Consider the following 21243-nt stretch of genomic DNA (forward strand, 5'->3'; position numbering starts at 1 on the left):
AACGGGTGCCGATCCGGTGGGTGCGCGGTCGACCGCCCGCGCCCACGTCCACCGCTGGCTATCGTCGCAGCACCAACCGTGCGTGCCCCGCCGGCGGGAGGACTGTCTTGCGAATCGCGCGCGCCGCCGCGGTGGCGCTGGTGGTGGTGTCGGTGCTCGCAGCGTGCACCGGCGGGACGACGTCGGGCACCGGGATCGTCTACGCGTGGAGCGGCGAGCCGCAGAACCCGCTGATTCCCACCGACACGAGCGAGAACACCGGCGGCCGCGTCCTCGACGCCGTCTTCGCCGGCCTCGTCTCGTACACCGCCGACGGCGTCACCGAGAACGAGGTGGCCGAGTCCATCGAGAGCGCCGACGGGCAGCACTACACGGTGACGCTCGAGGACGGTTGGACCTTCACCGACGGCACCCCGGTCACCGCGCGCTCGTTCGTCGACGCGTGGAACTACGGCGCGCTGTCGACCAACGCGCAGCTGCAGTCGTCGTTCTTCGACCCGATCGAGGGCTACGACGAGGTCGCCGCGGCCGATCCGGCGGTGCGGACGATGTCGGGGCTGCGGGTGGTCGACGACCGCACGTTCACGATCACGCTGAAGCAGCCCGAGTCGGCGTTCCCGAGGCGGCTCGGGTTCGCCGCGTACTACCCGCTGCCGCAGTCGGCCTACGCGGACATGACCGCCTTCGGGCGGCACCCGATCGGCAATGGCCCGTACCGCTTCGCGAACGACGATGCGTGGCAACACAATGTGCGCATCGACCTGGTCGCGAATCCCGACTATCGGGGCAATCGAGTGGCGCGCAACGACGGCGTGACGTTCGTGCTCTACAGCGGCCTCGACACCGCCTACACCGATCTGCTGTCGAACAACCTCGACGTGCTCGACGGGGTCCCGGCCAGCGCGCTCGAGACGTACGAGGACGATCTGCCGGGCCGCACCGTCAACCAGCCGTCCGCCACGATCGAGACGTTCACGATCCCGGGTCGGCTGCCGCACTTCGGCGGTGAGGAGGGTCGGCTGCGTCGGCAGGCGATCTCGCAGGCGATCGACCGGGACCGGATCACCGCGCGCCTGTTCGCGAGCACACGGACCCCGGCCCGCGACTTCACCAGCCCCGCGATCGAGGGGTGGAGGCCGGATCTGGTCGGGGCCGAACATCTCGACTTCGCACCCGACCGGGCCCGGGAACTGTGGGCGCAGGCGGACGCCATCACCCCGTGGTCCGGGTCGTTCCAGATCGCCTACAACTCCGATGGCGGACACCAGGACTGGGTGGACGCGGTGTGCAACAGCATCCGCAACACCCTCGGTATCGACGCGCGCGGTGCCCCGTACCCGACGTTCGCGCAACTGCGCACCGAGGTCACCGAACGGACGATCGAGACGGCCTTCCGGTCCGGATGGCAGGCCGACTACCCGCAGCAGTACGGCTTTCTGGCCCAGAACTACCAGACGGGAGGAAGTTCGAACGACGGCGAGTACTCGAACCCCGAGTTCGACCGCCTGCTGCGGGCGTCGGCCGGCGCGACGGATCCGGCCGCGTCGCAGCAGTTGATCGACCGCGCGCAGGAGATCCTGCTGCGCGACCTGCCGGCGGTGCCCGACTGGAACCGCAACGCCACGGGTGGCTGGTCCGAGTACGTCACGAACGTCCGGTTCGGCTGGGACGGGGTACCCGTGTACCACCTGATCGAGAAGAAGTGAACCATGCTCCGATACACCGGCCGCCGTGTGCTGCAGATGATCCCGGTGTTCCTCGGGGCGACGTTCCTGATCTACGCGCTGGTGTTCCTGCTGCCCGGCGACCCCGTCGCGGCGCTCGCCGGGGACCGGGCCCTCACCCCGGCCGTCACCGAGGAGTTGCGGGCCCGCTACCACCTGGACGAGCCGTTCCTGGTGCAGTACCTCGAGTACCTGAAGGGGATCGTGACGCTGGACTTCGGAACGTCGTACTCGGGACGTCCGGTCGGAGAGGTTCTGGCCCAGGCCTTTCCGATCACCCTGAAGCTCGCCGTCATGGCCGTCGTGATCGAGACCGTGTTCGGGGTGGGCGCGGGACTGATCGCGGGCCTGCGGCAGGGCGGGGTGTTCGACTCCACGGTGCTGGTCCTGAGCCTGGTGCTGATCGCGGTGCCGGTCTTCGTGCTCGGGTTCCTGGCCCAGTTCTTCGTCGCCATCCGGTGGGGGCTGGCGCCGCCCACCGTCGGCGCGGACACCAGCTTCTCCCGGATGCTGTTGCCGGCGTGCGTGCTCGCCGCGGTGTCGTTCGCGTACGTGCTGCGGCTCACCCGCACGTCCGTCGCGGTGACACTGACCGCGGACCACGTCCGCACCGCGACCGCGAAGGGTCTCTCGCGGCCGCGGGTCGTCGGTGTGCACGTGCTGCGCAACTCGCTCATCCCGGTCGTCACATTCCTCGGGGTCGACCTCGCGACCCTCATGGGCGGCGCGGTGGTGACCGAGGGGATCTTCAACATCAACGGGGTGGGCGGCACGATCTACCAGGCCGTCATCCGCGGCGAGGCGCCCACCGTCGTCTCGTTCGTCAGCGTCCTCGTCGTCGTCTACCTGGTCGCGAACCTGCTCGTCGACCTGCTGTACGCGGTCCTCGACCCCAGGATCCGCTATGTCTGACCGGGTGCGGGCGGAGGGGATGTGGGCGTCGGCGTGGCGGCGTCTGCGCCGCCGCCCGATGTTCCTCGTCGCATGCCTGATCCTGCTCGTGGTGGTCGCGGTCGCGGTGTTCCCGTCGCTGTTCACCGATCTGGATCCGCGCTACTGCAACATCGCCGACAGTCTCGCGCCGCCGCGGTCGGGGCACTGGTTCGGGTTCGACCGCCAGGGCTGCGACATATACGCGCGGACCGTGTACGGAGCGCGGCCGTCGGTCACGGTCGGGGTGTGCGTGACCGCAGCGGTGCTGGTGATCGGGGTGGTGTTCGGTGCGCTGGCCGGCTACTACGGCGGCTGGGCCGATTCGCTGCTCTCGCGCGTCGCCGACATCTTCTTCGGCATCCCGCTGATCCTCGCCGCCATCGTGCTGATGCAACTGTTCGCCGCACGCACCATCTGGACGGTGGTCGCGGTGCTGGCCCTGTTCGGGTGGCCGCAGATGGCGAGAATCGCTCGGGGAGCGGTCATCTCGGCCAAATCCAACGACTACGTCCTCGCCGCCCGGGCGGTCGGGATGTCCCATCGATCGATCCTGCTGCGGCACGTGCTGCCGAACTCGTTGGCCCCCATCATCGTCGTGGCCACGATGTCCCTCGGCACGTTCATAGTCGCGGAGGCGACGCTGTCGTTCCTCGGGATCGGGCTGCCGCCGACGACCGTCTCGTGGGGCGGCGACATCAGTACCGCGCAGGTCACCCTGCGGCGCGGGTCGCCGATCCTGTTCTACCCGGCAGGCGCGCTCGCGATCACGGTGCTGGGATTCGTGCTCCTGGGCGACGCCCTGCGTGACGCGCTCGACCCGACCACCGCGAGGCGGCGACGATGACGGATCCGCTGCTCGTCGTGGAAGGGCTCGACGTCACGTTCGGGTCGGGGCCGACGCGGGTGCATGCCCTGCGCGGGGTGGATCTGACGGTGTACCCGGGCCGGACGGTCGCGGTCGTCGGCGAGTCCGGCTCCGGCAAATCCACACTCGCGCAAGCGATCATCGGGTTGCTGCCGGGGACGGGGCGCGTCACCGGCGGGAGGATCGGGTTCGCCGGCACGGACCTCGTGGGTGCTTCGCAGCGGGAGTTCGTCCGGATCCGCGGCAGCGGCATCGGGTTCGTGCCGCAGGATCCGGCCACCAACCTCAACCCGGTCTGGAAGGTGGGCTTCCAGGTTCGGGAGGCGCTGAAGGCCAACGGGATCGCGAAGGGGAACGCGGCCCGCAGGCGCGCCGACGAGCTGCTCTCCGAGGCGGGGCTCGACGACGCCCCGGCCCGGTCCGGTCACTACCCGCACGAGTTCTCCGGTGGCATGCGGCAGCGGGTCCTCATCGCGATCGGTCTCGCGGCCCGGCCTCGGCTGCTGATCGCCGACGAGCCGACCTCGGCGCTCGACGTCACCGTCCAGCAGCGGGTCCTCGATCACCTCGCCGGGCTCACCGGCGAATTGGGCACCGCCGTCCTGCTCGTCACGCACGACCTCGGTGTCGCGGCCGAACGGGCCGAGCACGTCGTCGTGATGCACCAGGGGCGGGTCGTCGAATCCGGTCCGGCCGAGCGGATCCTCACCGACCCGGAGGACGAGTACACCCGCCGGTTGGTGGCCGCCGCGCCGTCCCTCTCCGTGGCCCGGCCCCGACCGCCCGCGGAGCCGGGGGCGCCCCCGCTGCTGGTGGTCGACAACCTGCGGAAGGTGTTCCGCCGTCGCGCCGCGAAGCTCGGACGCCACACCGAGGTCACCGCCGTCGACGGCGTCTCCTTCACCGTCGCCCGCGGCACGACGACGGCGATCGTCGGGGAGTCCGGCTCCGGCAAGTCGACCGTCGCCCGCATGGTGCTGGGACTGTTGCCACCGGACGGCGGGTCGGTCGTGTTCGACGGCACCGACGTCGCGTCGCTGGGCCGACGGGAGCGGCAGTTCCGCCGCCGCGTCCAACCCGTGTTCCAGGACCCGTACGGCAGCCTGGACCCGACCTACTCGGTGCAGCGGATCGTCGAGGAGCCGCTGCGGGTGCACGGGATCGGCGACCGCCGCGAGCGCGCGGAGCGGGTACGCGATCTGCTCGACCGCGTCGCCCTGCCGCCCGATCTCGCGCGCAGGTTCCCGGCGGAGCTGTCCGGCGGGCAACGGCAGCGGGTCGCGATCGCGCGGGCCCTCGCACTCGGACCGGACCTGATGGTGTGCGACGAGGCGGTCTCCGCGCTCGACGTCGTCGTGCAGGACCAGATCCTGCGCCTGCTCGACGAACTGCAGCGCGACCTCGGGCTGACGTACGTGTTCATCAGCCACGACCTGGCGGTCGTTCGCCGGATCGCGAACCGGGTGGTGGTGATGCACGGTGGCCGGGTGGTCGAGGCGGCCGCCGCGGACGAGGTCTTCGAGCACCCCGGCGACGACTACACGCGCCGCCTGCTCGACGCGATCCCGCGTGGCCGGCGGCGCTGACGGGTCACGGGGCGAGCGGCCCGGCCACGGGCAGCGGGTAGCGTCTGGGCCGTGAGTGTTCCCGTGACTGATCCCCTGCGGCCGCTGTTGGACCTGCCCGGTGTGGTCGAGGCGGCGGATCGCGCGCGTGACGCGCTCGGCGAGGTGCATCGGCACAAGACGAATCGCCGCGGCTGGCCCCAGACGGCCACCGAGGCGTCGGTGCGGGCGGCCCGTGCGTCGGCCGCGATCGACGGCGGTTCGATGGAACTGCCGACCCCCGGGACGGCGGGCGACCCGGTGCTCTCGGGTGCGCTGCGTGTCGCCCAGGCCCTGGACGGGGAGTCGCTGACCGTCATCCTCCCGACATGGCAGCGGGCCCCGCTGCAGGCGCTCGCGCGTCTGCACCTGCTCGCCGCGGCCGACCTCGTCACCGACCAGGAGACGCTCGGCCGCCCGCGTGCCGAGCGGGGCGTCGGGGAACGGCTCGACATGCTCGCGCAGTTGATCACGGGTGGGACGAAGGCGCCGGCGCCCGTGCTCGCGGCCGTCGTGCACGGGGAACTGCTCGCGCTGCGACCGTTCGGGGTGGCGGACGGGATCGTGGCACGTGCCGCATCCCGACTGGTTGCCACGTCGACGGGGCTGGACCCGCACAATCTCGGTGTGCCGGAGGTGAGCTGGATGCGCCGCGTCCCGGCCTACCGGGACGGGATCGAAGGGTTCGCGTCGGGAACGCCCGAGGGCGTGGGCAGTTGGGTGATCCTGTGCTGCGGCGCCCTGGAGGCGGGCGCTCGCGAGGCGATGTCGATCGCAGACGCTGCCGCGGGCTGACCGACCCCGAACATGCGAAGCGGGTGGTGTCACCGACCTCGGTCGGAAACGCCACCCGCTAGCACGGACTGCCGGGTTACCATGCGTGCAAATGTGGGTTGTGTGTCAACGGCCTCGGCGTAGGCTCGGTCGGTGGCGGGTCGTCCCCGCAACCCGTGCGGGGTCCTTACCGTCAGGCGTCCGAGTCACGCAAGCCCACAACGCTTCTGCCCTTATAGTGGCTTGCTGCTCCGCGTGGGTGCCTGGTGCCCGTGCTGGGAAGTCCGTGTGGGGAATCGGCCCTTCTCTTCCGGGTCGATCCTGGCCTTCCGGCCTTCCGTAACTCCTTTGTACCCCGTGCTCCAACCCACTTCAAGTGGCAATTTTCCTTTGTGGCAGATGCGGGTTCAGCGTTTGCGCCGGCGCATTCCGTAGGTGAACGCGCCCGCGACGGCGGCGCTCGACAGCACCGCGGCGACCGTCGCGACGGCCGTCCGCGACGGTGCCTGCAATCGCGCGCGCAGCGAGACGGGGTTGGAGAAAGACAATACAGGCCAACCATTTTCGGAGGCGGCACGGCGGAGGGCGCGATCGGGGTTCACAGCGGTGGGGTGCCCCACGGCCTCCAGCATCGGCAGATCGGTGACCGAATCCGAGTAGGCGTAGCACTGCGTCAGGTCGTAGCCGTAGGCCTCGGACAACTCTCGCATGGCCTCGACCTTGCCGTCCCCGTAACAGTAGAAGTCGAGTTCGCCGGTATACCGGCCGTCCTCGACCACCATGCGGGTCGCGGTGCTGTATGTGGCACCGAGGGCGGCGGCGATGGGCGCCACCACCTCCTCGCCGGACGCCGAGACGATCACGACGTCGTGGCCGCGGGCCTTGTGATCGGCGATGAGGTCGGCGGCCTCGGCGTAGATCAGCGGATCGACGATGTCGTGCAGGGTTTCGGCGACGATGGCACGGATCTGCTCGACATCCCAGCCGGCGGTCATGTTCGTCAGGTGGGCGCGCATCCGCTCCATCTGGTCGTGGTCGGCGCCGGACAGGAGGAAGAGGAACTGCGCGTAGCTGCCCTTCAATACCGACCGGCGGGTGATGAGTCCCTGCGCGAAGAACGGCTTGCTGAAGGCGAGTGCGCTCGACTTCGCGATGACGGTCTTGTCCAGATCGAAGAACGCGGCCACGCGGCCGCGTCGGGTGAGTGCGCTCGGGAGGGCGGTCACGCGACCAAGGATAGGGGAGCAATGGGGTGTTTCGGCCGATGTTGCGGCTCCGGGCGGGGGATCCGTGTCCGATTCCGGGCCTAAGCGGCACGTCGGAGGCGATACGTGAAGTTGCAAATATTCCTGGATCTGGGTGTAGTATTGCTTCTACCTGGACGCGATCCAGGCGTGTTCAGCCCGACCCCCCGGGGCTGAACTCTGACGACCCCCGCCTCCTCCCCCCCTGGCGGGGGTCGTCCCCTTTCTGCCCCATTCTCGGGCTCGATCATCGGACCGGCCGCATCGCCGACGCTCCGTTTACGCTCGCCCGCCCCGCGATTCGCTGACTGCTGCCCCAATTCCTCGCGCTCGTGGCTGTGTGCCGTGCAGGTAAAAGTAGCGAATAAATGGTACTCGAGTACCGGAATTCATCCACAGGGTCCGATTCTGTCCACATTTCCCGGGGGTGCCTTCCGGGGCGGTGCGGCGGGCCGCACGCTGGGTGCATGGACGTAGATCGCATCGAGCCCACCGCGCCCGGTCGGCCCGGCGTGCTGGGGATGGTGGCTGCGCGGGCGGTGGTGCAATGCCTGCGGTCGATCGCGGCCGTCACTGATCAAACATTCGTTGAATCCGCGGCACCGGTGGGGCGGATCGAATGGGAATCGGCGGATCTGGTCGTCGTGGACGCCGCCGCCGCGCTCGCGTGCGCGGCCCGACTGCCGCGGCGGGACCGGGTGGTCCTGGTGAGCGACGGCGCGCCGACCCTGGCCGACTGGCAGGCGGCGACCGCGGTGGGCGCGGACCGGGTCCTCGGAATCCCCGACGACGAGGCGGTACTCGTGGCGGTGTTCGGCGAGCGCGGCACCCGAAGCGTGGCCGACGGCGCCGTCGTCGTCGTCACGGGCGGCGCCGGGGGCGCCGGTGCGTCGAGCCTGGCGGCGGCGGTAGCGCTCGAGGCAGCCAGGCCGAGTGGCACGGCCGCCTCGGCCCCGTGGACGCTGCTCGTCGACGCCGACCCCTTCGGCGGCGGACTGGACCTGCTCCTCGGGCTCGAGGGAGACCCGGGTCTGCGGTGGTCGGGCCTGACCGTGGAGGGCGGTCGGGTGTCCGCCGACGCACTGCGCGCGGCCCTTCCGGCTGTACGCGGGGACGGTGTGAGTGTGCTCGCGTGCGGCCGTGGACGCGCCGGTGAGGACGGCCCCACCCCGGCTGCCGCCACCGCGGTCGTGGACGCCGGTCGGCGTGCCGGCGGTCTGGTGATCTGCGACGTGCCGCGGCACCCGACGGCGGTCGGCGACTGCCTCGTCGACGCCGCGGACCTCGTCGTCGTGGTGGTTCCCGCCACCGTGCGCGGGGGAGTGGCCGCCGAACGGGTGCTGACGCGGGTCTCCGAACGAAACCCCAACCGGGGAATCGTGATTCGCGGTCCGGCACCGGGCGGTCTGCGCGGGGCCGACCTGTCCGCCAGGCTCGGCGTACCGCTGCTCGCGGCGGTGCGCCCGGAACCGCGGATCGATGCCATGCTCGAGCGGGGCGGGCTCGACCTCGGGCGACGGTCGCCGTTGGCCGCGGGAGCGCGGGCCGTGCTCGACGTCCTCGCGGCCCGGCCGCGGCGGCGACGGTGGGCGGCATGAACGTGATCGCGACGCCCGATCTCCTCGAGCGGGTGCGGGAGCGCCTCGCCCTCGCCGAGAGCGACCTCACCCCGGCGACGGTCGCGTCGGCGATCCGCGCCGAATCGGGCGGCGTGCTGGGCGACACGGATCTGCTTGCCGCCCTGCGGATGCTGCAGACCGAACTCACCGGTGCGGGCCCGCTCGAGGCGCTGCTGGGGCTTCCCGGTGTCGCCGACGTCCTCGTCACCGCGCCGGACGAGGTGTGGATCGACCGCGGTGGCGGGCTGGAACGGACGTCGGTGTCGTTTCCCGACGAGGCCGCGGTCCGCCGACTCGCGCAGCGGCTGGCACTGTCCGCGGGGCGCCGCCTGGACGACGCGCAACCGTGGGTGGACGGCCGACTCGAACGAATCGGATACGGAGACTTCGGGGTTCGCCTCCACGCGATTCTCGCGCCGGTGGCGCAGGGCGGGACCAGCGTGTCTCTGCGCGTGCTCCGGCCCGCGACGCAGGGGCTCGACGAGTTGGCGGCGGGCGGTGCGGTGGCCGCGGACGCCCGGGATCTGCTCGAGGAGATCGTGCGGGCCAGGCTCGCGTTCCTCGTCACCGGTGGCACCGGCGCCGGCAAGACGACCATGCTCGCCGCGATGCTCGGCCGGGTCGATCCGGCCGAGCGGATCGTGTGCGTGGAGGACGTCGCGGAACTCGCGCCGTCCCATCCGCACGTCGTGCGCCTGGTGGCGCGGGCGCCGAACGTGGAGGGGGTGGGTGAGGTGACCGTGCGCGACCTGGTCCGGCAGTCGCTGCGGATGCGGCCGGACCGCATCGTCGTCGGCGAGGTGCGCGGGGCCGAGGTGGTCGATCTGCTCACCGCACTCAACACCGGCCACGACGGCGGCGCGGGCACGGTTCACGCCAACTCGCCCGGGGAGGTCCCGGCCCGTCTCGAGGCGCTCGCGGCGCTCGGCGGCATGGATCGCCGGGCGCTGCACAGTCAGCTCGCGGCCGCGGTCCAGGCGGTCCTGCACGTGCGCCGTGATTCGTCGGGCGCTCGCGGTCTCGTCGAAATCGGTGTGCTCGAGAGGGACTCGTCCGGTGATGTGCGGGTGACGGCCGCCTGGACGAGCGATTCCGGTGTCGGCCCGGCGGCGGGGACGCTGCGCAGGCTGCTCGACGCGAGGGTGGTGCGATGACGGCCGTCCTGCTCAGCCTGTCCGCGGCGCTCGTGCTGGTGCCCGCTCGCGGTGCGCGCCGGCGCCTGCATGTGATGGGCAGTGGACCGGCGGCGCGGGGCGGGGCGGCGCCCCGGGTGCGGGCGTGGGTGGTGCGGCGGGGGCTGTCCCCGTTCGATCTGGCGGTCCTCGCGTGCGTGCCGCTCGCTGCAGTCGGGATGGTGGGACCGGCGGTCGCGGTGGCGGTCGCGGCGCTCACCGCGGGTCGGCGCCATCGCCGACGGCGGGCGGGCGCGCGGCGGGACCGCGAGCGTCGCGGTGTGCTCGCGGGACTCGACGTCGTGATCGGTGAACTCCGCGTGGGCGCGCACCCCGCGGTCGCCTGCGAGACCGCGGCAATCGAGTGCGACGGGGCCGCCGCCGAGGCGTTCCGGAGCGCGGCCGCCCGCGCCCGCCTCGGGGGTTCGGCCGCGAGCGGCCTCGCGGCGAGTGAGGGCGTCGTCGCCGACGACCTGCACAGGATCGCCCGCTCCTGGGCGGTGGCCGAGACGCACGGTCTGGCCCTGGCCGAGCTGCTGCAGGCCGCACGCTCGGACCTGTTGGGCCGAAGCAGATTCCGCACCCGGGCGGAAGCCGGTCTGGCCGGTGCGCGCGCGACGGCGGCCGTCCTGGCGGGGCTACCCGTCCTCGGTGTGGTCCTGGGACAGCTCATGGGTGCCGCGCCGGTCCGGGTCCTGCTCGGTGGGGGACTCGGCGCCGTGCTGCTCGTCGTCGGCACGGTGCTGGTCGCGGCCGGACTGGTGTGGACCGACCGGATCGTCGACCGGGTGGTGCAGTGATGTGGGCGTCGCTGGCGGCGGTGGCGGCGGCCGTCCTCGTGGCCCCGGGCGGAACGGCCGTGCGCCGCAGGCTCCGTGGATCGGCGCCGCTCGTCGACGCCCCACCGGACGCCCCGACCGGGCCGGACACGTCGGATCCGTTGGCCGTGGCCGGAACCTTCGACCTGCTCGCCGCGTGCCTCGAGGCGGGGCTGCCCACGTCGGCGGCCGCCGCGGCTTCGGCACCGTCCGCTCCGCGGCCGCTGTCGGAGTCGTTGCGCCGCACCGCCGACCTGCTGGTGCTCGGCGCCGACCCGGCGACGGCGTGGGATGTCGTGGCCACCGAACCCGCGACCGAGGCGCTCGCGAGGATGGCGCGCCGCTCCGCACGCTCCGGGGCCGCGCTGTCGAGCGCGATCGGAGAGTTGGCGGCGCAGCAGCGTGCCGACGCCGAGGACCGCGCGGTCGCCGCGGCGGAGCGGGCCGGCGTGCTCATCAGCGGCCCGCTGGGTCTGTGCTTCCTGCCCGCATTCGTCTGCCTGGGGATCGTCCCGGTGGTGATCGGGCTGGCCGGACGGGTGCTCGACGGAGGGCTCCTGTGACCGGCCGGGGAAACGTCGGCGCGGAAGGACCGCGCCGGCATCGAATGGAGGGGGAAAGCAATGTGGTCGAAGAAGTTCCACGACATCCAGGCCAGGATCGTGCTCGCGGCGACCGCGGACGACGGGATGTCGACCGCAGAGTACGCGATCGGGACAATCGCCGCCGCGGCGTTCGGCGCGATCCTGTACACGGTGGTCACCGGCGACTCGATCGTGTCCGCGCTCACCGGGATCATCGACAAGGCGCTGAAGACGTCGGTGTGAGCGCGTGGTCCGGCCTCCGGAGCGACGACGGCGCGGTCACGGTGGAGGCGGCGATCGCGATCGCCTCCATCGTGGCCGTCGTGGTGCTGTGCGTCGGTGCGATCGCGGCGGTGTCCGCGCAGGTGCGGTGCATCGACGCGGCGCGGGAGGCGGCCCGGTTGGCGGCCCGCGGCGACCGTGACGCGGTCGCCGCGTCCGGCCGGGTCGCACCCGGCGGCGCAGAGGTCACGCTGCGGGAGGACGGCGGGTTCGTCGTGGCGACGGTCCGCGCGAGTGTGTCGTTGCTGCCGCTCGTCGAACTGTCCGCGGAGGCCGTCGCCGCCCGCGAACCGGAAGCGGGCGTCGGGTGAGGCGTTTCGTTCGGGACGAGTCCGGCGGCGCGACGGTGTTCGCGTGCTTCGCGTTGACCGGACTGGTCGCGGTCACCGCCGTCCTGATCCAGGTGGGCGGGGCCGTCGCGGCACGGCACCGGGCGCAGGGGGCGGCCGACCTGGCCGCGCTCGCGGCCGCGCAGGCGCTCACCGAGGGGGAGCAATCAGCCTGCACCGCAGCATCATCGCTCGCGCGGCGGATGCGGGTCGAGGTGACCGAGTGCGCCGTCGACGGGTGGGACGTCGTGGTGTCGACCGAGACGGAGGGACCGGTGTCCGTCCTGGGTCCGGCGCGGGCCATCGCCCGCGCCGGACCCGTCGAATGATCCCGTCAGACGGCCGATCCCGGGTCCACCGCGGCGAGCACGGCCGCCAGCACCCGGACCGCGCCCTCCTTGTCCAACGGATGGTTTCCGTTGCCGCACTTGGGGGAGTGCACACACGACGGGCAACCGGCGACGCACTCGCACGAGTCGATCGCCGCGCGCGTCGCGCCGAGCCAGCGCGCCAACTCGGCGTGCCCGCGGTCGGCGAACCCGGCGCCGCCGGGGTGGCCGTCGTAGACGAACACGGTCGGCAGACCCGTGTCCGGGTGCAGCGCGGTGGACACCCCGCCGATGTCGCCGCGGTCGCACGTGGCGACCAGCGGCAGCAACCCGATCGCCGCGTGCTCGGCGGCGTGCAGCGCGCCCGGGACGCGGTCGGCGCCGATGCCCGCCTCCTCGAGCAGTTCGGGGGTGACGGTGTACATCACGGCCCGCGTGTTCAGGGTCTGGGCCGGCATGTCGAGTTCCACCGAGTCGAGCACCTCACCCGACGCCAGCCGGCGCAGGTAGCCGACCACCTGGTGCGTCACCTCCACCCGGACCAGCGCGACGCCCACGTCGCCGTACGGCTTGTGCTCCGCGATCTCGCTGATCGCGATGTCGGTGATCTCGCGTGCGGAGGTGGTCCACTCCGGTTCCTCCGGGTGCACCAGCGCGATGCCGTCGTCGAGATCGAGGTGGTCGACGACGAACGACTCGCCCTGATGGATGTGGACCGCGCCCGGGTGCACCGTGGCGGGGGCGCGGCCCGCGTCGACGGTCCCCAGGAGTCGCCCGGACTCGCCGTCGACGATGGCGACCTGGCCCCCGATGCCGCCGCGGATGTCGAGGGAGCTGTGCGGATCGAGATCGGCGGTGGCGAACCAGCCGTGCGCGCGCCTGCGGATCAGGCCCTTTGCGGCGAGGTCGGTGAGCACCTCCGTCGCCCCCAGGTCGGCGACCTCCGCGTCGGAGAGCGGCATCTCCAGCGCGGCGCACAGCAGTTGCGGGCCCAGCACGTAGGGGTTGGTCGGGTCGGTGACGGTGGCCTCGATCGGGCGGTCGAGCAGGGCGGACGGGTGGTGCACGAGGAAGGTGTCGAGCGGGTCGTCTCGTGCGACGAGAACCACCAGCGAGCCCTCGCCGCGTCGCCCGGAGCGGCCGGCCTGCTGCCAGAACGACGCGACGGTTCCCGGAAAGCCGGCGACCACGACGGCGTCCAGACCTGCGATGTCCACCCCGAGTTCGAGCGCGTTGGTCGTCGCGACGCCGAGCAGTCGGCCGTCGGAGAGGGCCGCCTCCAGGTCGCGTCGGTCCTCGGCGAGGTATCCGGCGCGGTAGGCCGCGACGCGGTCGGCCAGATCGGGATCGATCTCGGACAGGATGCGGCGGGCGCCGATCGCGGTCAGTTCGGCGCCACGCCGGGAGCGGACGAACGTCAAGGTCCGGGCACCCTCGACCAGCAGGTCCGCCATGATCCGGGACGCCTCGGATCCGGCGGCCCGCCGGACGGGGGCGCCGTTCTCGCCGGTCACCGACTCGAGCAGCGGCGGCTCCCACAGCGCGATCGTGCGCGGCCCGTGCGGCGAGCCGTCCTCGGTGACCTCCGCGCACGGCGCCCCGACCAACCGGGACGCGGCCGCGCCCGGATCCGAGGTGGTCGCGCTCGCCAGGACGAACACCGGGTTCGCGCCGTAGCGCGCGGCGATCCGGCGCAGTCGGCGCAGCACGAGTGCCACGTTCGATCCGAAGACCCCGCGATAGGAGTGGCATTCGTCGACGACGACGTACCGCAGATGGCGCAGCAGCCGCGACCAGCGCTGGTGCGAGCGCAGGATCCCGATGTGCAGCATGTCCGGGTTGGTGAAGATCCACCGCGAGTTCGCGCGGGCCCACTGCCGGATCTCGGTCGGGGTGTCGCCGTCGAAGCCGCACGGATGGATCGACGTCAACTCGGGATCCGACTCGGTCAGCGAGATCGCCGACCGCAGCTGATCGGCGCCGAGTGCCTTGGTGGGGGACAGGTACAGCGCCGTACCGCGAGACTCCCCGGCGAGGTCCGTCAGCACGGGGAGTTGATAGGCCAACGACTTGCCCGACGCAGTCCCCGTGGCGACGACGACGTGCTCGCCCGCCGCCGCGATCGATGCCGCCTCGGCCTGGTGGCTCCACGGCCGCGGGATGCCCGCGGCCTCGAGGGCGCGTACCGCGGCCGGGCCGGCCCACTCGGGCCAGTCGGCGTACCGCGATACCCGCGGCGGGAGTTCGGCCGTGAATGTGAGGGGTTGCTCGCCGGGCGCGGTGCCGGCAAGAACACGATCGAGAAGTCTGCGTCCGAAGGAGTCGTCGCTGTTTTCTCCCGCGTGTCGGGAGGAGGGCGAGAGATTCACGGGCGCCCCTTCCGGAATTGTCGCGATCGAGCGTTCTGGGGTCGTCCCGGGCGCGTCGCATGCGTCGGACCTGCGGTTTTGATCCTATCTGCCGCTCCCGGTACCTGGCCGCGAGGGGGGTACTCGACGGTAGCTGAGATGGCACCGCGTGCAAGATCATCTATTTGCAGTATTTGTTCGTCTTTCGACTGTTGCAGTGACGTCGGACGTGGTTGACTATGACCTGGTCGCAGCTTCTGTGTTCGTTTAAACGCCCGCAGGATCGATGTTGCGAGCGCGGTGCTTATGCGTTCCTGAGGGGGAATCGAGAAAGTACAGCGGTCGGAACCGGCCCGGTGGACCGGAAGTGCTGTCCATCGAATCCGGTGTAAGAAAGAGAAGGAAAAGCATGGCACAGGGCACTGTGAAGTGGTTCAACGCGGAAAAGGGCTTCGGCTTCATCGCTCCCGAGGACGGCTCCGCTGACGTCTTCGTTCACTACTCGGAGATCCAGGGCAGCGGCTTCCGCACCCTGGAGGAGAACCAGCGCGTCGAGTTCGAGGTCGGCCAGGGCACCAAGGGCCCGCAGGCCACCGGCGTTCGCGCTATCTGATCCGTTCATCAACTGAACAAATAACTCAAGGCCGGTCACATCGACCGCTGCCTGACTCGTCCCCTGCTGCCGGCAACGGTGGCGGGGGACGCGTTCGTTTGCGGCCCCCTCGGAATGCCGTCCCCCGAGTTTCCTCGTCCACCCCGCCACTCGCGTGGCGGATTCGCGATCCCGACGAACGACGCCCGATCGTGGCCTACTGTCCTCTTGTGGCTCAGCTTTCCTTCTTCTCCGCCGAATCGGTGCCGCCCGCGGTCACCGACCTCGGTGGGTTGTTGGCTGCGCAGGGTCAGGTGGTCACCTCGAGGGAGGGGGCTCGAGTCTCCGTCGTGGTCGACAGCCTGTGGCGAGCGGAGGCGATCGCCGAACTGATGCGCGAGGCCGACCTCGACGCCGAGATCGGCACGTCCGAGGAAGGGCGCCCGCTCGTCCGGACCGCAGCAGTACCCGCGCTGACCGACCTCGCAGCGAAGTGGACGCGCGGCGCCGTCAAGGCAGTGCCGGAAGGATGGATTCCCGGCGCACGTGAACAGCGCGCCTGGGTGCTCGCGTCCGGTCGAGTCGAGGCGGACGGCCAGCGGTACGTCCTCGGACTGGATCCGCACGCCCCGGACACCCACGTGGTGTTGGCACAGTCCCTGATGCGGGCCGGGGTCGCGCCCACCATCGTGGGTATTCGCGGGTCGTCCCCGGGATTGCGCATTTCGGGCCGCCGACGCCTCATGCACCTCGCGGAGAACATCGGTCGACCGCCGGAGCACCCGGACGCCCGACGCAACTGGCCGCACATTTGAGCGAATGGAGAGGGACGGATATGCGCGTCCATCCCGCTGGTGTGACACCCTGTAACTGACCGGACCCGGTATAACGGGGGCGGAGACGAGATTCGCATCAGGTGCGCAGCAGCACTGATCGAGCAGGAAAGGTGCGGACAGACTGGTGGCATCACGGGATAAGAGCACGGCGGACGGAGGGTCTGCCACGCGCCGCCTCGTCATCGTCGAGTCACCGACGAAGGCCAAGAAGATTGCGCCTTACCTCGGCAAGAATTACGTCGTGGAGGCTTCTGTCGGCCACATCCGTGACCTGCCGCGCGGCGCCGCCGACGTCCCCGCCAAGTACAAGGGCGAGCCGTGGGCCCGCCTCGGCGTGAACGTCGACCACGACTTCGAGCCGCTGTACGTCGTCAGCCCCGAGAAGAAGTCCAAGGTCACCGAGCTCAAGAGCCTGCTCAAGGACGCCGACGAGCTCTACCTCGCCACCGACCCCGACCGCGAGGGCGAGGCCATCGCGTGGCATCTCCTCGAGACGCTCAAGCCCAAGATCCCGGTTCGTCGGATGGTGTTCCACGAGATCACCGAGCCCGCGATCCGCGCGGCCGCCGAGGACACCCGCGACCTGGACAACGACCTGGTCGACGCGCAGGAGACCCGCCGCATCCTCGACCGCCTCTACGGCTACGAGGTCAGCCCGGTCCTGTGGAAGAAGGTCATGCCGAAGCTGTCGGCGGGCCGTGTGCAGTCGGTCGCGACGCGCGTGATCGTGCAGCGCGAGCGCGAGCGGATGGCGTTCCGGTCGGCGGAGTACTGGGACATCTCGGCCAAGCTCGACGCCGGCGCCGACGCCAGCCCCCGCGCCTTCGGCGCGCGCCTGGTCTCCGTCGACGGTTCCCGCGTCGCCGCCGGCCGCGATTTCGGACCCGACGGGAAGCTGAAGTCCAGCGGCGTCACGGTCATCGACGAGGCGTACGCCCGTCGGCTGGCGGAGGCCCTCGAGGGCGTCGACCTGGTGGTCTCGTCGGCCGAGGACAAGCCGTACACGCGCAAGCCGTACGCACCGTTCATGACCTCGACCCTCCAGCAGGAAGCCGCGCGCAAGTTGCGCTTCTCGTCGGAGCGGACGATGCGCATCGCGCAGCGTCTGTACGAGAACGGCTACATCACCTACATGCGAACCGACTCGACCACGTTGTCGCAGTCGGCCATCGCGGCGGCCCGGGCGCAGGCGACGGAACTGTACGGTGCCGAGTACGTCCACTCGAGCCCGCGCCAGTACACCCGCAAGGTCAAGAACGCGCAGGAGGCGCACGAGGCGATCCGTCCCGCCGGCGACGTCTTCCAGACCCCCGGTCAGCTGCACTCGCGCCTCGACAACGACGAGTACCGGCTCTACGAACTCATCTGGCAGCGCACGGTCGCGTCGCAGATGGCCGACGCCCGCGGCACCACGCTGACGCTGCGGATCACCGGCACCGCCGGCACGGGCGAGGAGTGCACGTTCTCCGCGTCCGGCCGCACCATCACGTTCCCCGGCTTCCTCAAGGCGTACGTGGAGAGCGTCGACGAGGAGGCCGGCGGCCAGTCCGACGACGCCGAGTCGCGGCTCCCGGTGCTCACGCAGGGCCAGGGCGTGACCGCCACCAAGCTCGACCCGGACGGTCACACCACCAACCCGCCGGCCCGCTACACCGAGGCCAGCCTGATCAAGGCACTCGAGGACCTCGGCATCGGGCGTCCGTCGACGTACTCGTCGATCATCAAGACCATCCTCGACCGCGGTTACGTCTACAAGCGCGGCAGCGCGCTGGTCCCGTCGTGGGTGGCGTTCGCGGTGATCGGTCTGCTCGAGTCGCACTTCGGCCGGCTCGTCGACTTCGACTTCACCGCCGCGATGGAGGACGACCTCGACGAGATCGCCGGCGGCCGCGAGCAGCGCGGGAACTGGCTGTCGAGCTTCTACTTCGGTGACGACAAGGCGGCCGACGACACCATCGCGCGCGCCGGCGGCCTGAAGAAGATGGTCGGCGAGAACCTCGAGGACATCGACGCCCGCGAGATCAACTCGATCCGCCTGTTCGACGACGCCGAGGGCCGCGAGGTCCGCGTGCGGGTCGGCCGCTTCGGTCCGTACCTCGAGCGGATGGTCCAGAATCCCGACGACCCGGATGGCGACCCGGTCTCGCAGCGCGCGAACCTGCCCGACGATCTGCCGCCCGACGAGCTCACCCCCGAGTACGCGGAGAAGCTGTTCGCGACGCCGCAGGAGGGTCGCAAGCTGGGCGTCGACCCGCTGACCGGGCACGAGATCGTCGCGAAGGAGGGCCGCTTCGGCCCGTACGTCACCGAGATCCTGCCCGAGCCTGCAGCCGAGCCCGAGCCGGACATCGTTCCGGTCGAGGCGGCCGCCGACGGCACCGTCAAGACGAAGGCCGCCAAGAAGGCTCCGGCGAAGAAGGCCGCGAAGAAGGCTGCCGGCCCGAAGCCGCGCACCGGTTCGCTGCTCAAGTCGATGGATCTGGCGACCGTCACGCTCGAGGACGCGCTCAAGTTGCTGTCGCTGCCGCGTGTCGTCGGCATCGACCCCGAGTCGAAGGAAGAGATCACCGCGCAGAACGGCCGCTACGGGCCGTATCTGAAGAAGGGCACCGACTCCCGTTCCTTGGAGAACGAGGAGCAGATGTTCACGGTGACGCTCGAGGACGCCCTCAAGATCTACGCCGAGCCCAAGCGGCGCGGACGTCAGGCCTCGGCGGCGGCCCCGCTCCGTGAACTCGGCAACGACGCGGCGACCGGTAAGCCGATGGTGATCAAGGACGGCCGTTTCGGCCCGTACGTCACCGACGGCGAGACCAACGCGAGCCTGCGCAAGGGCGACGAGGTCGAGTCCATCACCGACGAGCGCGCCTCCGAACTGCTGGCCGATCGCCGTGCCCGCGGGCCGGTGAAGAAGAAGGCCGCGGCCAAGAAGGCGCCCGCCAAGAAGGCCGCGGCGAAGAAGACTGCCGCCAAGAAGGCGCCGGCCAAGAAGGCCGCCGCCAAGAAGTCGACGGCGGAGTAGTCGTGACCTCGGTTGTCGGCGGAGTCGTCGGCGCGGCTCGGTAGGGTCGGCTCGTGACGGGTGTATTCGATCGGCTGGTCGGTCAGGAGCATGTCGAGGCAGAGTTGACGGCTGCCGCGACCGCCGCCCGTGGCGGTGAGGCCGGATCGCGGATGACGCACTCGTGGCTGTTCACCGGGCCACCCGGATCCGGTCGTTCCGTCGCCGCGGTGTGCTTCGCGGCGGCGCTGCAGTGCACGTCCGACGGCGCCCCCGGCTGCGGCGAGTGCCAGGCCTGCACGACGACGATGGCCGGCACGCACGGCGACGTGCGACGCATCGTGCCCGAGGGGCTGAGCATCAGCGTCAGCGAGATGCGCGCCATCGTGCAGACCGCGTCCCGGCGACCGAGCACGGGCCGCTGGCAGATCGTGGTCGTCGAGGACGCCGATCGGCTCACCGAGGGCGCGGCCAACGCGCTGCTCAAGGTCGTCGAGGAACCGCCGGACCGGACGGTCTTCCTGCTGTGCGCGCCGTCGGTCGACCCGCAGGACATCTCGGTGACGCTCCGCTCGCGGTGCCGGCACATCCCGCTGGTGACGCCGTCGGTCGGCGCCATCGCCGAGGTGTTGAGGGAGCGTGACCGGCTCGACGCCGAATCTGCGCAGTGGGCCGCGTCGATCTGTGGTGGGCACGTGGGTCGGGCGCGCCGGCTGGCGACCGACGAGGACGCGCGGGCCCGACGCAAGCGCGCGCTGTCGCTCGCGAAGGCGGCGATGCGACCCGGTACCGCCTATGCGGCCGCGGAGGAACTCGTCCAAGCCGCGGACCTCGAAGCCAAGGAACTCACCGCCGAGCGCGACGAACGCGAGACGGAGGAGCTGCGAACGGCGCTCGGTGCCGGCGGTACCGGCAAGGGGGCGGCGGGAGCCCTGCGTGGATCGGCCGGGGTGCTCAAGGACCTCGAACGCCGACAGAAGTCCCGCGCCACCCGCACCGGTCGCGACGCCCTCGACCGGGCGCTGATGGATCTCGCCGGCCTCTACCGCGACGCGCTCGCGCGTTCGTTCGGTTCCACGGCGACGTCGAACCACCCGGACATGGCTGAGCAGGCCGCGGACCTCGCCGCGCGTACTTCCCGCGAGGGGCTGCTGCGCTGCATCGAGGCGATCCTCGACTGCCGCGAGGCGCTGGACATGAACGTCAAGCCCAAGTTCGCACTGGACGCCCTCGTGGCTCGGATCGGTGCCGAGTACAGGTAGTCCGACGCCCGATTTGCATTAGGGGCGGGGGTTCGGGCTAGACTCGCACGCGCCGAAAGGCACGCTGCCTTAGCTCAGTCGGTAGAGCATTTCACTCGTAATGAAAAGGTCGCGAGTTCGATTCTCGCAGGCAGCTCTGGGAAGGCCCCAGGTGGACACAGTCCACCTGGGGCCTTTCTCGTTCTCCGGCGGATGGTGCACCACGGTGCCGTGCACGGCGACAATGGAGTCGGGGAGGGCAACGGTTCCGACGGTAGGAGGCGGGCGCCGTGTGGATGGAGATCTTCTGGCTGATCCTCGCGATTGGTGCGCTGGTGACGTTGATCCCGGTGGCGAGGCAGGTGTTCAGGCGTTCGGGTGACGACTGACTTCCCCGAACCCTCGACAAGGTCCGTTCGAAGCGGCCATGCTCTGAAGGTGAGCGATTCACTCAAGGCCCGGGTTCGCGAGAAGCTGCTGCGCCAGCTCGCGGAGAACGGGGGGCACCCGGTCGAGGAGTTCGAGGGGGACGATCCGCGCCTCGTCGCAATCGACAGTGATCTCGCGGCACTCGACGAGGTGACCGACGACGACCCTTTGGTCGAGGAGTTGGCCGCCAAGTACTGGGTTCCGTAGTCGCTCCCGGGCCGGCCGGCACCGGTCGACGGCCATTTCCATGGTGTTCTCGCGCCGTTTACCGCTTTGACCTGGCGATTTGGTGTTCTGCGAAAGCTTCGCGTAACTTATTCCAGGTCAGAGCGACACGGACACCGACCCGGACGCGATCTTCACAGGTCAGCGTGGGAAAACGAGGTTGTACGGGGAGCGCCTGATACTCCTGGAAGTTCGCTTCCCTGCTTCGTGTAGGGTGGTTGAGCGTGTCCGGGTGGCCCGGACGGGGACCGAGTTTGCACTCGGATCCCGGGTGGGATAAGCTGGAACGGTTGC

The 21243-nt window shown here is 70.8% G+C and carries 19 protein-coding genes and 1 tRNA gene; 18 read left to right on the top strand and 2 right to left on the bottom strand.

The window, feature by feature from the left end; genetic code table 11:
- Positions 1-107 precede the first annotated feature (107 nt).
- The 5 genes from EGT67_RS16980 (at position 108) to EGT67_RS17000 (ending at position 5921) form a co-directional block, all read left to right on the top strand.
- Positions 108-1706, top strand: a complete 1599-nt coding sequence (locus tag EGT67_RS16980) for a peptide ABC transporter substrate-binding protein (RefSeq protein WP_127917242.1) — start codon at positions 108-110, stop codon at positions 1704-1706.
- A 3-nt stretch (positions 1707-1709) separates the two neighbouring features.
- The gene (locus EGT67_RS16985) at positions 1710-2636 is read left to right on the top strand and encodes an ABC transporter permease (protein ID WP_127917243.1); all 927 of its coding nucleotides are present in this window, start codon (positions 1710-1712) and stop codon (positions 2634-2636) included.
- Positions 2629-3501: an ABC transporter permease gene (locus EGT67_RS16990; RefSeq protein ID WP_206612417.1), complete on the top strand. Its 873-nt coding sequence runs from the start codon at positions 2629-2631 to the stop codon at positions 3499-3501. The genes EGT67_RS16985 and EGT67_RS16990 overlap by 8 nt, the downstream gene beginning before the upstream one ends.
- A complete protein-coding gene (locus tag EGT67_RS16995) occupies positions 3498-5108 on the top strand; it encodes a dipeptide ABC transporter ATP-binding protein (RefSeq protein ID WP_127917244.1) in 1611 nt (536 codons plus the stop codon). The genes EGT67_RS16990 and EGT67_RS16995 overlap by 4 nt, the downstream gene beginning before the upstream one ends.
- A 63-nt stretch (positions 5109-5171) precedes the next feature.
- Positions 5172-5921, top strand: a complete 750-nt coding sequence (locus tag EGT67_RS17000; RefSeq protein ID WP_127917290.1) for a Fic family protein — start codon at positions 5172-5174, stop codon at positions 5919-5921.
- 386 nt (positions 5922-6307) lie between these two features.
- Here the strand turns inward: EGT67_RS17000 and EGT67_RS17005 are convergent, their stop codons facing one another.
- Entirely contained in the window at positions 6308-7126 is an 819-nt protein-coding gene (locus EGT67_RS17005; protein ID WP_127917245.1) for an HAD family hydrolase, read from the bottom strand.
- A 485-nt stretch (positions 7127-7611) separates the two neighbouring features.
- On the opposite strand from EGT67_RS17005, the gene ssd reads away from it, so the two are divergent.
- From ssd to EGT67_RS17045, 7 genes are read left to right on the top strand one after another with little or no spacing between them, the layout of a single operon-like run.
- Positions 7612-8742: a septum site-determining protein Ssd gene (gene ssd / locus EGT67_RS17015; RefSeq protein ID WP_127917247.1), complete on the top strand. Its 1131-nt coding sequence runs from the start codon at positions 7612-7614 to the stop codon at positions 8740-8742.
- Positions 8739-9917, top strand: a complete 1179-nt coding sequence (locus tag EGT67_RS17020) for a TadA family conjugal transfer-associated ATPase (protein ID WP_127917248.1) — start codon at positions 8739-8741, stop codon at positions 9915-9917. The genes ssd and EGT67_RS17020 overlap by 4 nt, the downstream gene beginning before the upstream one ends.
- Entirely contained in the window at positions 9914-10735 is an 822-nt protein-coding gene (locus EGT67_RS17025) for a type II secretion system F family protein (protein WP_127917249.1), read from the top strand. The genes EGT67_RS17020 and EGT67_RS17025 overlap by 4 nt, the downstream gene beginning before the upstream one ends.
- Complete coding sequence (locus EGT67_RS17030; protein WP_127917250.1) at positions 10735-11316, top strand: type II secretion system F family protein; 582 nt, start codon at positions 10735-10737, stop codon at positions 11314-11316. Before EGT67_RS17025 ends, EGT67_RS17030 begins: the two co-directional genes overlap by 1 nt.
- Positions 11317-11376: 60 nt before the next feature.
- Positions 11377-11580 carry a DUF4244 domain-containing protein gene (locus EGT67_RS17035; RefSeq protein WP_127917251.1) on the top strand — a complete coding sequence of 68 codons (204 nt, stop codon included), beginning with the start codon at positions 11377-11379 and terminating at the stop codon, positions 11578-11580.
- On the top strand, positions 11577-11930 hold the full coding sequence (locus EGT67_RS17040; protein ID WP_127917252.1) for a TadE family type IV pilus minor pilin: 354 nt from the start codon (positions 11577-11579) through the stop codon (positions 11928-11930). The genes EGT67_RS17035 and EGT67_RS17040 overlap by 4 nt, the downstream gene beginning before the upstream one ends.
- On the top strand, positions 11927-12277 hold the full coding sequence (locus tag EGT67_RS17045) for an Rv3654c family TadE-like protein (RefSeq protein WP_127917253.1): 351 nt from the start codon (positions 11927-11929) through the stop codon (positions 12275-12277). The genes EGT67_RS17040 and EGT67_RS17045 overlap by 4 nt, the downstream gene beginning before the upstream one ends.
- Positions 12278-12282: 5 nt before the next feature.
- On the opposite strand, the gene EGT67_RS17050 is transcribed toward EGT67_RS17045, so the two are convergent.
- Positions 12283-14646, bottom strand: a complete 2364-nt coding sequence (locus EGT67_RS17050) for a DEAD/DEAH box helicase (RefSeq protein WP_127917254.1) — start codon at positions 14644-14646, stop codon at positions 12283-12285.
- Between the two features lie 388 nt (positions 14647-15034).
- On the opposite strand from EGT67_RS17050, the gene EGT67_RS17055 reads away from it, so the two are divergent.
- The 6 genes from EGT67_RS17055 to EGT67_RS17080 all read left to right on the top strand — a co-directional run bounded on the left by EGT67_RS17055 (position 15035) and on the right by EGT67_RS17080 (position 20931).
- Complete coding sequence (locus tag EGT67_RS17055) at positions 15035-15238, top strand: cold-shock protein (RefSeq protein WP_005515803.1); 204 nt, start codon at positions 15035-15037, stop codon at positions 15236-15238.
- 209 nt (positions 15239-15447) lie between these two features.
- Positions 15448-16032 (top strand): hypothetical protein, encoded by a 585-nt coding sequence (locus EGT67_RS17060; RefSeq protein WP_127917255.1) that lies wholly within the window; start codon positions 15448-15450, stop codon positions 16030-16032.
- A gap of 145 nt (positions 16033-16177) precedes the next feature.
- Positions 16178-19075 carry a type I DNA topoisomerase gene (gene topA, locus EGT67_RS17065; RefSeq protein WP_127917256.1) on the top strand — a complete coding sequence of 966 codons (2898 nt, stop codon included), beginning with the start codon at positions 16178-16180 and terminating at the stop codon, positions 19073-19075.
- Between the two features lie 53 nt (positions 19076-19128).
- Positions 19129-20316, top strand: a complete 1188-nt coding sequence (locus tag EGT67_RS17070; protein ID WP_127917257.1) for a DNA polymerase III subunit delta' — start codon at positions 19129-19131, stop codon at positions 20314-20316.
- 63 nt (positions 20317-20379) lie between these two features.
- A tRNA-Thr gene (locus tag EGT67_RS17075) sits at positions 20380-20452 on the top strand.
- 281 nt (positions 20453-20733) lie between these two features.
- The gene (locus EGT67_RS17080) at positions 20734-20931 is read left to right on the top strand and encodes a hypothetical protein (RefSeq protein ID WP_127917258.1); all 198 of its coding nucleotides are present in this window, start codon (positions 20734-20736) and stop codon (positions 20929-20931) included.
- Positions 20932-21243 lie beyond the last annotated feature (312 nt).

This window comes from Prescottella agglutinans (assembly GCF_004011865.1).
GTDB lineage: Bacteria > Actinomycetota > Actinomycetes > Mycobacteriales > Mycobacteriaceae > Prescottella > Prescottella agglutinans.

Coding starts and splice junctions, on each gene's coding strand:
- EGT67_RS17020 (WP_127917248.1), top strand. CDS start 8,739: ATGAACGTGATCGCGACGCCCGATCTCCTCGAGCGGGTGCGGGAGCGC.
- EGT67_RS16985 (WP_127917243.1), top strand. CDS start 1,710: ATGCTCCGATACACCGGCCGCCGTGTGCTGCAGATGATCCCGGTGTTC.
- ssd (WP_127917247.1), top strand. CDS start 7,612: ATGGACGTAGATCGCATCGAGCCCACCGCGCCCGGTCGGCCCGGCGTG.
- EGT67_RS17030 (WP_127917250.1), top strand. CDS start 10,735: ATGTGGGCGTCGCTGGCGGCGGTGGCGGCGGCCGTCCTCGTGGCCCCG.
- EGT67_RS16990 (WP_206612417.1), top strand. CDS start 2,629: ATGTCTGACCGGGTGCGGGCGGAGGGGATGTGGGCGTCGGCGTGGCGG.
- EGT67_RS17055 (WP_005515803.1), top strand. CDS start 15,035: ATGGCACAGGGCACTGTGAAGTGGTTCAACGCGGAAAAGGGCTTCGGC.
- EGT67_RS17035 (WP_127917251.1), top strand. CDS start 11,377: ATGTGGTCGAAGAAGTTCCACGACATCCAGGCCAGGATCGTGCTCGCG.
- EGT67_RS16995 (WP_127917244.1), top strand. CDS start 3,498: ATGACGGATCCGCTGCTCGTCGTGGAAGGGCTCGACGTCACGTTCGGG.
- EGT67_RS17025 (WP_127917249.1), top strand. CDS start 9,914: ATGACGGCCGTCCTGCTCAGCCTGTCCGCGGCGCTCGTGCTGGTGCCC.